This window comes from Micromonospora salmantinae (assembly GCF_022230905.1).
GTDB classification, from domain to species: Bacteria; Actinomycetota; Actinomycetes; order Mycobacteriales; family Micromonosporaceae; genus Micromonospora; species Micromonospora salmantinae.
The window spans coordinates 252662-266392 of record NZ_JAKKFG010000043.1 but is presented as its reverse complement, the minus strand read 5'-3'; the positions used below and the strand labels follow the sequence as shown (position 1 = coordinate 266392).

At 72.1% G+C, this 13731-nt stretch carries 12 protein-coding genes; 7 read left to right on the top strand and 5 right to left on the bottom strand.

What is annotated here, in order from left to right; translation table 11 throughout:
• Positions 1 to 6: 6 nt before the first annotated feature.
• Positions 7 to 906, bottom strand: coding sequence for a TatD family hydrolase (locus PSH03_RS27415; RefSeq protein WP_210784785.1), 900 nt, complete (start codon positions 904 to 906; stop codon positions 7 to 9).
• Between the two features lie 129 nt (positions 907 to 1035).
• Here PSH03_RS27415 and PSH03_RS27410 point away from each other — a divergent pair, with 129 nt between their 5' ends.
• The gene (locus PSH03_RS27410) at positions 1036 to 2283 is read left to right on the top strand and encodes a hypothetical protein (RefSeq protein ID WP_210784786.1); all 1248 of its coding nucleotides are present in this window, start codon (positions 1036 to 1038) and stop codon (positions 2281 to 2283) included.
• Positions 2284 to 2325: 42 nt separating this feature from the next.
• Here PSH03_RS27410 and metG read toward each other — a convergent pair whose 3' ends face one another.
• Positions 2326 to 4128: a methionine--tRNA ligase gene (gene metG / locus PSH03_RS27405; RefSeq protein ID WP_238690818.1), complete on the bottom strand. Its 1803-nt coding sequence runs from the start codon at positions 4126 to 4128 to the stop codon at positions 2326 to 2328.
• A 149-nt stretch (positions 4129 to 4277) separates the two neighbouring features.
• On the opposite strand from metG, the gene PSH03_RS27400 reads away from it, so the two are divergent.
• The gene (locus PSH03_RS27400) at positions 4278 to 5336 is read left to right on the top strand and encodes a hypothetical protein (RefSeq protein ID WP_372494887.1); all 1059 of its coding nucleotides are present in this window, start codon (positions 4278 to 4280) and stop codon (positions 5334 to 5336) included.
• A 31-nt stretch (positions 5337 to 5367) separates the two neighbouring features.
• Here PSH03_RS27400 and rsmI read toward each other — a convergent pair whose 3' ends face one another.
• Entirely contained in the window at positions 5368 to 6207 is an 840-nt protein-coding gene (gene rsmI / locus PSH03_RS27395; protein ID WP_247669021.1) for a 16S rRNA (cytidine(1402)-2'-O)-methyltransferase, read from the bottom strand.
• A 93-nt stretch (positions 6208 to 6300) separates the two neighbouring features.
• On the opposite strand from rsmI, the gene PSH03_RS27390 reads away from it, so the two are divergent.
• From PSH03_RS27390 to PSH03_RS27380, 3 genes are all read left to right on the top strand, one after another.
• Positions 6301 to 8010 carry a dolichyl-phosphate-mannose--protein mannosyltransferase gene (locus PSH03_RS27390; RefSeq protein ID WP_238690815.1) on the top strand — a complete coding sequence of 570 codons (1710 nt, stop codon included), beginning with the start codon at positions 6301 to 6303 and terminating at the stop codon, positions 8008 to 8010.
• Positions 8011 to 8375: 365 nt separating this feature from the next.
• Positions 8376 to 9653, top strand: a complete 1278-nt coding sequence (locus PSH03_RS27385) for a VWA domain-containing protein (RefSeq protein WP_238690813.1) — start codon at positions 8376 to 8378, stop codon at positions 9651 to 9653.
• Positions 9653 to 10435, top strand: a complete 783-nt coding sequence (locus tag PSH03_RS27380) for a peptidase (protein ID WP_238690811.1) — start codon at positions 9653 to 9655, stop codon at positions 10433 to 10435. The genes PSH03_RS27385 and PSH03_RS27380 overlap by 1 nt, the downstream gene beginning before the upstream one ends.
• A 46-nt stretch (positions 10436 to 10481) precedes the next feature.
• On the opposite strand, the gene PSH03_RS27375 is transcribed toward PSH03_RS27380, so the two are convergent.
• Entirely contained in the window at positions 10482 to 10751 is a 270-nt protein-coding gene (locus tag PSH03_RS27375) for a hypothetical protein (protein WP_203122828.1), read from the bottom strand.
• A gap of 198 nt (positions 10752 to 10949) precedes the next feature.
• Here PSH03_RS27375 and PSH03_RS27370 point away from each other — a divergent pair, with 198 nt between their 5' ends.
• A complete protein-coding gene (locus PSH03_RS27370) occupies positions 10950 to 11606 on the top strand; it encodes a 4'-phosphopantetheinyl transferase family protein (RefSeq protein ID WP_238690809.1) in 657 nt (218 codons plus the stop codon).
• Positions 11607 to 11809: 203 nt separating this feature from the next.
• Positions 11810 to 12586, top strand: a complete 777-nt coding sequence (locus tag PSH03_RS27365; protein ID WP_238690807.1) for a DUF4352 domain-containing protein — start codon at positions 11810 to 11812, stop codon at positions 12584 to 12586.
• Positions 12587 to 12642: 56 nt separating this feature from the next.
• Here PSH03_RS27365 and PSH03_RS27360 read toward each other — a convergent pair whose 3' ends face one another.
• Positions 12643 to 13659: a hypothetical protein gene (locus PSH03_RS27360; protein WP_238690805.1), complete on the bottom strand. Its 1017-nt coding sequence runs from the start codon at positions 13657 to 13659 to the stop codon at positions 12643 to 12645.
• Positions 13660 to 13731: the final 72 nt, after the last annotated feature.

Sequence of the window (13731 nt, the reverse complement as noted above, 5' to 3'; positions counted from 1 at the left end):
CCGGGCTCACCATGGGCCGAACGCCCGGTCGCCGGTGGCGGAGATGGCCGCGCACAGCTCGTCCAGGTCGCTGCCGGTGGTCGCGGCGAGCGCGCGAACGGTGAGCGGGATCAGGTACGAGGCGTTCGGCCGGCCGCGGTACGGCATCGGGGTGAGGTACGGGGCGTCGGTCTCCACCAGTATCTGATCCACCGGGGTGAGCGCGGCGGCCTCGCGCAGCGCCGTCGCGCTGCCGAAGGTGACGGTGCCGGCGAAGCTCAGCAGGTAGCCGCGGCGGACGCACTCGCGGGCGAAGTCGGCGTCGCCGGAGAAGCAGTGCAGCACCACCCGGTCGGGAGCACCCTCGTCGTCGAGGATCCGCAGCACGTCGGCGTGCGCGTCGCGGTCGTGGATGACCAGCGTCTTGCCGTACCGCTTGGCGATGGCGATGTGCGCCCGGAAACTCTGCTCCTGCGCGGCACGCCCCTCGTCGCCGGTCCGGAAGAAGTCCATTCCGGTCTCGCCGATCCCCCGGACCCGATCGCGGGCGGCGAGTGACTCGATCTCCCGCAACGCCTCGTCGAGGTCGCTGAGCCGGGGTGCCTCGTTGGGGTGCAACGCCACGGTGGCCAGCACGGCGGGGTACCGGTCGGCGGTGTCCGCGCCCCACCGGGAGGAGGCGACGTCCACGCCCACCTGGACCAGCCGGTCCACGCCGACCTTCGTGGCCAACGCGATGGCCACGGCAACCGGGTCGTCGGCCGGCCCGCCGCCGGGCACGCCGGCCTCGCTGACCGTGATGTCCAGGTGGGTGTGGCTGTCCAGTACCGCCCGGGGCAACGACTCGGGGGCGGGCGGAAACTCTCCGGCCCGCCGGGCGGCACGCTCGCGACGGGATTCAGTGGGCTCGCTCATCAGCGACAGCATCACACACCGGGCCTGTCCATCTGCCCGCCACCCGACGTTCACCCCGGCTACGCCGCGCGACTCTACGGTCGCTCACGAGCGGACGCGACAGCGTGCGGACCCCATCCCACCGAGCAGCGAGGCGACGGCATGAGCGTCACCCCCCAGGCCGGTGGCAGCGCCGGCGAACGGACCGGACTGCACGTGGCGTTCGGCGGCGGCCTGTACCCGGCCGAGGAGATCGCCCGAGGCGCCGCGTACGAGTTGTTCAGCGCCGACGAGGTGGCCGGCTTCGAGTGGGCACCCCGCCCGGGTAGCGCCCTGCCGTGGCACCGGTTCGTGCACGTCACCGAGGTGACCGCTGTGCACGGGGCCACCGAGCCGGCCGACGAGCCGGAGACGCCGCTGCTGATGCCCGCTCACCGCGAGCGGGGTTGGGCCTACCTGCACCAGCTCAGCCAGCAGCCGGCGGCGGCGGACGACCCGATGCTGGCGGCGGCGCGCGCAACGGCGGTGGTCCGGCGGGGCACCCGGATGATGAAGGTGCTCTCGGCCCAGCAGCTCGCCGGCTACGTACGGGGTTGGCTGCCGCACGGCTTCTGCTACCGCGAGCACGATGTGGCGCACCTGCGTACGCCGGCGACGACGACGGTGCTACGTACCGATGGTGACGCTGGCCGGGACGGCCCGGACGTGGCGTACGCGCTGCGCTGGCGCGCGTCCGACCCGGGCGACTACGACGTGCCGGTGGGCCCGGCACACAGCGGCCTGACCGCGCTGGCCTCCCGGGACCGGCTCGGCGCCCCGGTGCTCGGCACCGGCTTCGTGCCCAGCAACGGTCAGCTCGTCCCGGAGTTCATCACCCGGGACTTCGCCGACCTGCCGATGCCGGCGAACGCCGCCCTCATCGCGTACCCGGCGGAGGGGGTGGAGGTGGTGCTGTACACCTACCAGGCCGAGCAGCGCGGGTGGCTGCGGATGGTGGGCCCGCAGTGGCGGCACCTGCTGGCCGCGGTGCCGGGCCTCTCACCGGACCAGGAGTACGTGCCGAACGCCGACACTCCCCGCTCCACCCAGCTGGTCGGCATGTACGGCGACAGCGAGTACGAGGCTGTCGCCGACCTACCCGGTGGGTTCCGGGTGCTGGCGATGACCCGCGCGGCCCGTTACCCGGTGGACGCGGTGGCCCGCCGGCTCCGGTTCGCCCAGTGGCGGGGGGCGCCGTGCCTGGTGCTGCGGGAGGAGGCCGGCTGGCTGCGGGTGCGCCTGCGCTACCCGAACCCGGACACCGTGGTCACGACCGGCGCGCAGTGTCAGGAACGCGGCGTCTACGAGGCCTGGGCGCCGGGCGCCGAGGTGACCGACGACCAGGTGATGGACACCCGGTACGCGATGTGACGGCGCGCGGCGGCGGGGCACCCGCCGCCGCACGTCGTGCGTTCAGTCGGCGAGCCGGGCCAGTTCCTCGTCGACGATCGACGGGTCGAGCTTGCGGAACACCGGCTTCGGCGCGGCCAGTGGGCGACCCGCCTCGATCGACACCGACTCCCAGCGCGCGCCGACGGTGTAGTCCCCGGTGAGCACCGGGTACGCCGGGCCGCCGTCCAGGTCGTCGACCTGCTCGATCACCGGCATCGGCGCGTGCACACCGGTGCCCCCGAGCAGCTCGTGCACCTGCTGCGCGGAGTGCGGCAGGAACGGGGTGAGCAGCGTGTTGGCATCGCTGATCACCTGAAGGGCGACGTGCAGGACGGTGCCCATCCGGGGCTTGTCCGCCTCGTCCTTGAGCTTCCAGGGCGCCTGCTCGGAGAGGTACCTGTTGGCCTCGGCGACCACCTTCATGGCCTCACCGATCGCCTGCTTCTGCCGGTGCCGGCCGATCAGGTCGCCGACAGTGGTGAACCCGCTCCGGGCGACGGCGAGCAGCGCCTCGTCGGCCTCGGTGAGCCCGGCCGGGTCGACCGGCGGGATCGCCCCGAAGTTCTTCGCGGCCATCGAGACGCACCGGTTGACCAGGTTGCCCCAACCGGCGACCAACTCGTCGTTGTTGCGGCGCAGGAACTCGGCCCAGGTGAAGTCGGTGTCGTTGCTCTCCGGGCCGGCGGCGGCGATGAAGTAGCGCAGCGCGTCGGCGTCGTAGCGCTCCAGGAAGTCGCGAACGTAGATGACCACCTTGCGGGACGAGGAGAACTTGCGCCCCTCCATGGTCAGGTACTCGCTCGAGACCACCTCGGTGGGCAGGTTGAGCCGACCCAGCTCGCCCGGCTCACCGTCGCGGGAGCCCTCGCCGGAGTAGCCGGAGAGCAGCGCCGGCCAGATCACCGAGTGGAAGACGATGTTGTCCTTGCCCATGAAGTAGTAGGACTGGGCGTCCTTCCCCACGCCGTCGGCGGACCAGTACTTGCGCCACGCGTCCGGGTCGCCGGAACGACGGGCCCACTCGATCGAGGCGGACAGGTAGCCGATCACGGCGTCGAACCACACGTAGATCCGCTTGTCCGACCTGTCGCGCCAGCCGTCGAGCGGGATCGGTACGCCCCACTCCAGGTCACGGGTGATCGCCCGGGGCTGGAGGTCGTCGAGCAGGTTGCGGGAGAACCGCAGCACGTTGGGCCGCCACCCCTCACGGGTGTCCAGCCACTGCCGCAGCACCTCGGCCAGGGCCGGCAGGTCCAGGAAGAAGTGCTCGGTCTCGACGAACTTCGGAGTCTCCCCGTTGATCCGCGACTTCGGGTTGATCAGGTCGATCGGGTCGAGCTGGTTGCCGCAGTTGTCGCACTGGTCGCCGCGGGCGCTGTCGTACCCGCAGATCGGGCAGGTGCCCTCGATGTAGCGGTCGGGAAGAGTGCGCCCGGTGGACGGGGAGATCGCGCCCATGGTGGTCTTCGGCACGATGTAGCCGTTGCGGTACATCCCCTCGAACAACTCCTGCACCACCGCGTAGTGGTTGCGGGTGGTGGTGCGGGTGAACAGGTCGTAGGAGAGACCGAGGCCGTGCAGGTCCTCGACGATCACCCTGTTGTACCGGTCGGCCAGCTCGCGCGGGGTCACCCCGTCGGCGTCGGCCTGCACCTGGATCGGGGTGCCGTGCTCGTCGGTGCCGGAGACCATGAGCACGTCGTGGCCGGCCATCCGCATGTACCGGGCGAAGACGTCGGAGGGAACGCCGAAACCGGAGACGTGGCCGATGTGGCGGGGGCCGTTGGCGTACGGCCAGGCCACTGCCGCGAGAACGTGACTCATGAGCAGTGAGCCTAGTGACCCGTCCGGGGCGTTCGCGAACCAATGGGGGGTGCCCGACCGCCGGACCGGACCGACCACCTCGCCCGTTGGTCCGATTTGTCGCCGACACGCGGCTCAGCTGCCCGTTTCACCTCCTGGCGCGGTGTGCAATGAACGTCGTGACGGGCAGAGGAGCGGCGCGGGACCACGAGGACCGTCCCACCGGGTCGGCGGTCGGCGACGACCCGGGGCCCGAGCCCGCCGCGTCCCGGGTCGCCGGGGTCGCGCCGCAGCCCCGGTTCGTGCCCAGCGCCGACCCGGGTGCACAGCGGCCCACCCCGGCGGGGAGGTCCGCCGCCCCGGCCCGCCCCGCGCCGGCGGCGCCGTCACCCACACCGACTCGTCCGACCCCGGGGGCACCCGTACCCAGCCCGGTCCGGCCCGGCTCGTCGGGCCCGCCGGCCGGCTCGGCACCGGCCGGCGCGGAGCCCGTCGAGGTGGAGCCGACGACCGGCGCGCCGGTGGACGCGGTGCCGCGTCGGGTGCCGGTCCGACAGCAGGGCCGCCGGCAGCGCGACAGTGGGCCCGACGGCGACCCGCCGGACGACGACGGCGCTTTCTGGGCACCGATCGAGCAGGTGCACTGGGACGGCACCCCGGTCCGTAAGGACGCGGCACCCGCGCGGCTTCGCGGCTTCCGGCTGGCGCGGCGCCGGGCACCAAGCCGCACACCCCCGCCGCCGGATCCGCTGCCCGGGCTCGCCGCGCTGGTGGTGCTGAGCCTGGTCGCGGCCTTCTTCGCCTGGGTCAGCGCCGGCCCGTTCTGGCTCGCGGTCGGGCACGCCCGGACGGGCACCGTGGTGATCGACGACTGCTCCGGCGGCGGACTCACCCTGCGGTGCCGGGGGATCTTCACGGCCGAGGACGGTCGGTTCATCGCCCATGGTGTCCGGGTCAGCGGCGTGCCCGTAGAGGGGAGCCCGGCCGGCACCGCGCTGCCGGCGCGGATGACCGGCCCGGACAGCGGTACCGCGTACGCGGACGTCGGCGTGGGCCGGCACCTGCGGTGGCTGCCCGGTCTGCTGGTGGTGCTGGCCTGCAGCGCCGGCATCGTCCGGTGGACCGGGTCGGCCCGGCTGCCCGGTCGCCGGCACCGCCGCTGGGCAGTGGCCGCCGCCATCGCCGGCCCCGCGCTGATCACCGTCGGCTTCCTGGCCGCCGCGTGGTGAACCCGCCGTCCGGCGGACCGGACCACAGCGGTCAGCTGTGCACGATCGTGTAGACGTCCCGGCGGCGCAGCGCGTACTCGGTGGCGACGTCGGTGATGGCGTCCCGGCGGGACCGGCCGGCGGCCTCCCGCTCGGCGACGGCGGCGCGCAGGGTGTCGTCGTCGGGGCGTTCGGCAGCGGTCACCGGGGCTCCGGCCACCACCAGGGTGATCTCTCCGCGCGGGTCCCCCTCGGTGGCCCACCGGGCCAGCTCGCCGAGGGGGCGGCGGAGCACCTCCTCGTAGGTCTTCGTGAGTTCGCGGCAGAGCGCGGCCGGCCGGTCCGCCCCGAACGTGTCGGCCAGGTCGGTGAGCGTCGCCCCGATCCGGTGCGGGGCCTCGAAGAAGACCAGGGTGCGTTCCTCGGCTGCGAGGGCGCGCAGCCGGGATCGGCGGCCGCCGGGGGTACGGGGCAGGAAGCCCTCGAAGCAGAACCGGTCGCAGGGCAGCCCGGAGACGGCCAGCGCGGTGGTGACCGCGCTGGGCCCGGGGGCGACGGTGACCGGCGCCCCGACATCCAACGTGGCACGGACCAGCCGGTAGCCGGGGTCGGAGACGCTGGGCATCCCGCCGTCGGTGACCAGCGCCACCACGTACCCGCCGAGGATGGCCTCGACCAGTTCGGGGGTGCGCCGCTCCTCGTTGCCCTCGAAGTAGGAGACGATTCGACCGCCGACGGTGAGGTCGAGATCGCGGGCCAGCCGGGTGAGCCGGCGGGTGTCCTCGGCGGCGACCACGTCGGCGCTGATCAGCACCTCCCGGAGTCGGGCCGAGGCGTCGGCGGGGTTGCCGAGCGGAGCACCGAGCAGAATCAGGCGCCCAACTTCGGACATTTCACCCACGGATTCGTCTCCATTCATTGCTGGGAATACCGGTATCAGGGACGACGGACGCCACCGGACACCTTGGCAGCCTACGATCGCCGGGTGACGAGTGCGTCGACAGCGCAGAGCCCGAGCGCCGATCCGGACAAGATGATCCCGGCGACGGGCGAGCCCGGTGCCACCCAGGAGCCGACGGCACCGAGCGCCGAGGGCGGTGGGGTGGCCGCTGTGGTCCGGCGACGGTTCGCCACCGTCGACACCCAGGTGGACCGGTTCTCCTGGCTGGCCACGGCAGTGGTGGTGGCCATCGCGGCGATCGTGCGCTTCGTCGGGCTGTCCAGCCCGAAGGGCAAGATCTTCGACGAGACGTACTACGCCAAGGACGCCTACGGGCTGATCTCGCGTGGCGTGGAGTGGAACTACAAGGACAACGTCCCGTCGTACGTGGTGCACCCGCCGCTGGGCAAGTGGTTGATCGGCGTCGGCGAGTGGGCGTTCGGCTATCAGGACGCCGATTCCAAGGTCTCCGTCCCCGGGCACCTGATGACCACCGCGCCGGAGTTCGGCTGGCGATTCTCGGCGGCGGTCATCGGCACGCTGTCGGTGCTGCTACTGGTCCGCATCGGTCGGCGGATGTTCCGCTCGACGGTGCTCGGCTGCGCGGCCGGCCTGCTGCTCGCCCTGGACGGCTTCCACCTGGTGCTGTCCCGCGCGGCCCTGCTCGACATCTTCCTGCTCTTCTTCGTGCTGGCGGCGTTCGGCGCGCTGGTGCTCGATCGGGACGCCCGCCGTCGACGCTGGGCCCGGGCCCTGGACGACGGGCTCGATCCGAGCCAGCCGGGCCGGGCCGGCCGCCCGCCGACCGGTTGGCGTACCTGGCCGTGGTGGCGGCTGGCGGCCGGGGTGCTGATCGGCTGCGCCTGTGCGGTGAAGTGGAGCGCCCTGTACTTCGTGCCGGCCTTCGCGCTGCTCGTGCTCTTCTGGGAGGTCGGCGTCCGCCGCTCGGCGGGGGTCCGCCGGCCCTGGCGGGACACGCTCGTCGACGAGCTGCCCTGGCTGGTGCTCGCCGGCGTGCTCATGGTGGGCACCTACCTCGCCACCTGGTCGGGCTGGCTACTCACCGACGACGGTTACTACCGGCTCGCGTCGTCCTACCCCGGCTCCCGGCTCAGCGACCGGCCGGTGATCGGTCCGCTGATCAACCTCTTCGAGTACCACCGCGCGGCGTACGGCTTCCACGCCCAGCTTGACGACGCGCACAAGTACCAGTCGTGGCCGTGGCAGTGGCTGCTGTTGGGCCGGCCGGTGGCGTTCCACTACGCCGGCGACGGCGTCTGCGGCGCGGCGAGCTGCGCCTCGGAGATTCTGCTGCTCGGCACCCCGCTGCTCTGGTGGTCGTTCCTGCCCGCTCTGGTGGCGCTGACCTGGCTGGGTGTGGCCCGTCGGGACTGGCGGGCCGGCGCGATCCTGCTCACCGTGGCCGCCGGGCTGCTGCCGTGGTTCTGGTTCGCCCTCGACGGCCGGACGATGTTCTCGTTCTACGCCGCGCCGGCGGTGCCGTTCCTGGTGCTGGCAGTGGTGTACGTGCTGGGCGCGCTGATCGCGCCCGCCGGGGGTGACGTGGGTACGGTGGCGCCGCTGGTGCCCGGTGACCCGAGTTATGAGCGCCGACTGGTGGGCAGCATCGCGGCGGGGGCGTACGTGCTGTTGGTGGCGCTCTGTTTCGCGTACTTCTATCCGATCTTCGTGGGTCGGGTGATTCCCTACTCGGACTGGCTGTCCCGGATGTGGCTCGACGGTCGGTGGATATAAGCATCGACAGGCGACGCGCCGCACAGCGCGACGGAAGAAGGGCCCGCACGCCGAAGCGTGCGGGCCCTTCTTGACAAAGACGCGCGCCCCGATCGCCTGCCACGGGGGAAGCGGGCGATTGGGGCGCGCATGAAGAGCTTAACCACCGCGCACCACCGGCACAACGGGTCGACTTGGGTCAGATTTCCGACGGATGCTGGCCGAGCCGACACCTTCCCTCACACAGTTGACCGAGGGTGACCCGGCGTGGACCCTGAGCGCGGGCGTGGCCGGTCAGGGGCGATTGCCGACTTGGCCGGCGTCGTCGGTTCCGCACGCCTCCACCCAAACGATCATCCAAAGTGGATCTCACTACACTGCGGGTCGTGATCAACTTCAGACGATCGACGGCGGTCCTTCTCGGACTGTTGGCGACCACCGCGCTGACCGGGCCGGCGCAGGCCGACGAGGAGCCGGCGCCCGAGCCGCCCCGGGTCGAGCTGGTGCTCGACGTCAGCGGGTCGATGCGCGCCGCCGACATCGACGGACGCACCCGGATCTCGGTCGCCCAGCAGGCCTTCAACGACGTGGTGGACGCGCTGCCCGGGGAGACACAACTCGGCATCCGGGTGCTCGGCGCGACCTACCGCGGCAAGGACAAGAAGGTCGGTTGCCAGGACACCCAGCAGATCGTGCCGGTCGGGCCGGTGGACCGGTCCGCCGCCAAGGCGGCGGTGGCGACACTTCGCCCGACCGGGTTCACTCCGGTCGGGCTGGCGCTGCGCTCCGCCGCGCAGGACCTGGGCACCGGTGCCACCACCCGGCGGATCGTGCTGATCACCGACGGCGAGGACACCTGTGCTCCGCCGGACCCGTGCGAGGTGGCCCGGGAACTGGCCGCCCAGGGCACCAGCCTGGTCGTCGACACCCTCGGCCTGGCCCCCGACGAGAAGGTTCGCCGGCAACTTCTCTGCATCGCCAGCGCGACCGGCGGGACCTACACCGCCGCGCAGAGCGCCGAGGAGCTGACCGACCGGATCAAACAGCTCGTCGAGCGGGCCGGAGACACGCACACCCGGGCCCCGACCGTGGTCGGCGGCACGAGCGCGTGCGACTCGGCGCCACTGCTCGCCCCCGGCGTCTACGCCGACCGGGAGGCGTTCTCCGAGCATCGCTACTACCGGGTGCCGATCCGCCCCGGGCAGGAGCTGCGGGCTTCGGTGAGCATGGCGTTGGACCGGGCCGTCAACCGCGACTACGGGGTGCTGCTGCGGGCCACCGCGGCCGACGGCCGGGAACTCGTCCGCGGCGCTGACGCCGGCAGCGGGCGGGCCGACGTGCTCTCCGCCGGGCTGCGCTGGTCGGCCACCGCCGACGACGAGGATGCCGCCGAGACCGAGCAGAGCTCCGCGCCGGTCATCGAACCCACCACCGTCTGCCTGGTGGTCAGCAACTCGTTCGCCCCGCGTCCCGGCACCGCGGCCACCCCGGGCATGCCGGTGGAGTTGACCATCGACGTGGTCGCCGCCGCGCCCGCACCGGACGGACCGGACCTCGGCCGGGGCTGGGCGCTGCTCGCACTGCTCACCATCGCCGGGCTGATCACCGGCCTGCTCGCCGGTCTGCTCACCCGCTGGTGGGTCGCCACCTGGAGGGAGAACTGATGCGTACCGCACTGTTCCGGTCGACGGCGGCGCTGCTCGCCGCCGGCGTGGCCGCTCTGCTCCCCGCTGCGGCCGCCGCCACACCGACCCCCTCCCCGGGTGCCACGCCGGTGAACCGTGCCGGCACGTCGTTCCTCACCGCCACCCCGATCACCGCCGGGCAACCGGTGCGGGTGGACGCCTCGATCGGCGACCACCTCTACTGGTCGTTCCCGGCGACGGCCGGCCAGGTGCACGAGATCAACGCCACCGTCACCTTCCCGAAGGGACGCAGCGGCGCCTCCACCTGGACGGTGGACGTCTTCGACGGGCTGCGCCGACGCCAGGCGTGCACGGCGGGGGCCCAGACCCCGACCGTCGACGCGAAGGCGTCGAACGTGGTGCTGGGCTGCACGCTGCGCGAGGTGCGGTCGTGGGCGGAGCCCTGGTCGGCCGACCCACTGCCCGGCACCTACGTCGTGAGACTCTCCGTGATCGAGCTGCCGGAGCCGGATCTGGGTGCGCCGATCGACGTCGACCTGCTGGTCGGCACCATCGCCGACCGGGGCGCCTCGGCTGACGACGGCGAGTTGGCCGCCCCGCTGGTGCCGAACACCAAGGCCGGCACGGTGCTCAACGCCGTACCTCCGGTGGACGCGGAGGCCGACGACGAGAGCGGCTCGCTGGCGGACTGGTTGCCGGATCTCGGCTCGCGCTGGGTCTGGACCGGCATCGGCGGCGCGCTCGCCGCGGTGGCCGGCGTGTTCGGCTTCGCGATGACCCGACGCCCTCGACGTCGCTGAAACGCCACCTCTGGTGGCCCCGCCCAGCGGCGGGGCCACCAGAGACTCAGCTACGCCGCGAGCCGCGCGGCAACCAGCCGATGAACCTATCCTGGAGCGACATCACCGGGGCTGCGCGCAGATCCTCGGTGGCGGCGGCGAGGCAGGAGCCAAGATAGACGCTGAGCATTGCGCGGTCACCCCCGTACTCCGCCAGCAGCCGGGTGCGCTTCGTCGCGCACGGCCACTCGTCACCACAGGAGCCGCAGCTCCAGCAGGGGGTTTTCGGGGCGTGTTCGTCAGCCCGCACCCCCGGCCGTTCCAGGCCATCGGTCATCGCACGTCCTTCCAGATGTCCACGGGACTGGCGGCTGCCGTGCCGGCCAGCATTGATGGTGGTCCCCCCGGAGCCATCAGGGAGAGCGCTGCGCGTCCCTCCGGTGTTACATCTTTGCGGTACCTTCGGCGGTCGTGGGAGTCGGAAATTTGACGGTTAACTCGATGCGTCATTCCTACCGACCAGTAGGTCACCGGAATGCGTGACCTGCTGCCATCGACGGTCGCCGTCGCCGTCGCCGGGCCCGAGGACTGGACGGGCGAATTGCTCCCCGCTGAGCAGGCATGTCTCGGTGAGCAGGCGGTGCAGACCCGTCGGCGGGACTTCGCCGCGGGAAGGATTTGCGCCCGCAGGGCATTGCGCGACCTGGGCCTGCCGACGACCGCAGTGCCGGCCGCCGCCGACCGCGCGCCGGTCTGGCCGGCCGGGGTGGTCGGCAGCATCACCCACACCGCCGGCTACTGCGCCGCAGCGGCGGCGCACACCACCGACATCCGGTCCGTCGGGATGGATGCCGAGCAGCACCGCGAGGTCAATCCGGGAGTACGCAGACTCGTGCTGCTGCCCGAGGAGGAGGCCGCCTGCGCACGGCTGCCCAGCGGCACCTACTGGCCGGTCGTGCTGTTCAGTGCGAAGGAGACCGTCTACAAGGTGTGGCATCCGATCGTCCACGGCTGGTTGGACTTCCACGACGCCCTACTCGACATCGACCCCGATGCCGGCACGTTCACTGCCCGGATCGCCCCGGCCCGGGTGTACGCGGCGGGGGTCGACAACCCACCGACATCGATCAGCGGCCGCTTCGTGATCGCCGACGGTCTGGTCCGCACCGCCGCCGCACTTCCGGCACGTTGACCTCGTCTGGTTACTCATAGCGATGAATGGAATACCGATCCACATTGGCGTTCGGTGACCGACTGAACACCGTCCACGCTGGCCAGAGCGACTTCGTATCCTCGCGATGGAAAGCCCTCCAGCGTGGCCACTGAGCGTTCCGCCACCCACGGTAACGTCGAAGAGTTCCCCGCACCGCACGTACCGAAGCGTCAAGGAGTACGGTGACCCACCCCCAGCCCCGCGTCAGGCCGCACGATCCCCGACAGCCGAACCCGCAGTCGCCGACCCGCTCGTTCGCGGCGACACCGCAGCCGCCGTTCTCGGGGGCCGCGTACCCGGCGGCGGGCGGGCACCCGGGCGATGGCGGCGGATATCGGGCACCCGGTGGCTCGGGCTACCCGATCATCGCACCACCACCGGCGCAGACCGACCGCGCCAAGAAGTCCGTCGTTGTCGTCGCGGTCACCGCGGCCGTACTCACCCTGCTCACCTGCGCCGGCGGCATCGTGGCGGTCGTCATCGGCGCCAAAGGCACCTCGACAACTGTGAGCGAGGCACAGGCCACCCCACCGACCCCGCCGCCGGCGAACGGCGACACCCGCGACCTGTCGCCGGGCGACACCCTGGTCGTCAACAACGAGGCCGGCACCGTCGAGATCACCGTGACGAAGTTCAGCAGCGCCACCAAACCCTGCAAGGCCCACGGGCTGAAGCCCGGCGAGGGCATGTACGTGATCGCCGACGTGACGGTTGCTGTCACCAAGGGCACCGTGTCGACGAACCCGCTCTACTTCCAGTGGGTCGCCGCCGACGGCACCAAGACCACAGCGATCGGTGGAGCCTTCTCCGGCTGCGGCAAACCGATGCCGGCCGTCGACGACCTGACCGCCGGCACCAGACGCACCGGCAGCGTCGTGTTCGACGTGCACGACACCTCGGGCGCGTTGGAATACCAGGACCAGTTCCAGACCGCCGGTTCCTGGAAGCCGACGCGCTGACGCGACGTGGGGCCGACCCGTCCGGGCCGGCCCCACGCGGCGGGAGAGTCGGTGGGTCAGCAGCCCGTCCAGCGCACCGGAGTCACCCGGTCGGCGAGGACGTTGCGGAACCCGACGATGGTGCCCGAGTCGGAGATGGACCGCGCCCCGACGGCCACCCCTTCGCCGCCGCCCGGCAGGACCCGGGAGGTGGAGCCCCTGGCAACGCGGTCACCACCCACCACGACGCCCTTGGCGTTGATGCCGGTCAGTGCCGGCATTTCCTGGTCGAGCAACGTGTGCGAGCCGTTGCGGAGGTCCCACCGCACCCTGGTCGAGGTGGTGCCGCCCAGCCATGCCTGGCCGATCGCCCAGCGGCCCGCCGCCGCGCCGGCCGTGCTCCACTCGGCACCCGGAAACGTGAGCGCGTCGATCCGGCCGTTCGGCCGGCGGACCCAGCTGTTCCAGTCTCCGAAGGGCCCGGCGCTGCCGACGATGGTCCCGTTGTCAGTGATCCCACCAGCCTGGGCGTCGACGGGGGCGTCGAGCACCTCGACCGTGCCCGGACGGGCGGCAGGCCAGCGCAGCGCGACCAGTTCCCCGGGGACGATGTCGGAGCCGTAGCCGACGATGTCGCCGGCATCGTTGATGGCGCTGACGAAGATGCCGGTGGACGGCAGCACCGGCAACTGCTCGAGCTTGCCGGCGCGGTACCTCCACGGCTGCCCGTACCCGGTCTCCGCCGATCCGTTGCCGATCACGACGCCGTCGGCGTTGATGTCGACGGGGGTGGCCGAGCCCTCCGACTCCAGCTCGGTGACCCGCTGCCCGTCCCAGAACAGCAGCAGGTACTGGTTCTCGGTCTCACCGACCCGCAGCGCGGTGCCCGCGACGTAGCGACCCGTCGGGTCGACCGCGTTCGCGTCGGCGCGATAGGTGTCGGTCGGGTACGGCAGCGTACTGATCTTGCAGGTGCGGAGGGCGGCCCCGCCGGGCGCGGCGGTCGCGGTCGCGGAAACAGCGACGCCGAGTGAGGTGGCCAGCAGACCGGTGGCGGTGGCTGCGAGCATCCGGCGTCGAGTGCTTCGATTCATCCTTGCTCCCCGTGTGGGGCCCGGGTGCTCCCGGGCATTCGGTTGATACCCGGCTTCACAGGTGAGCTGGCT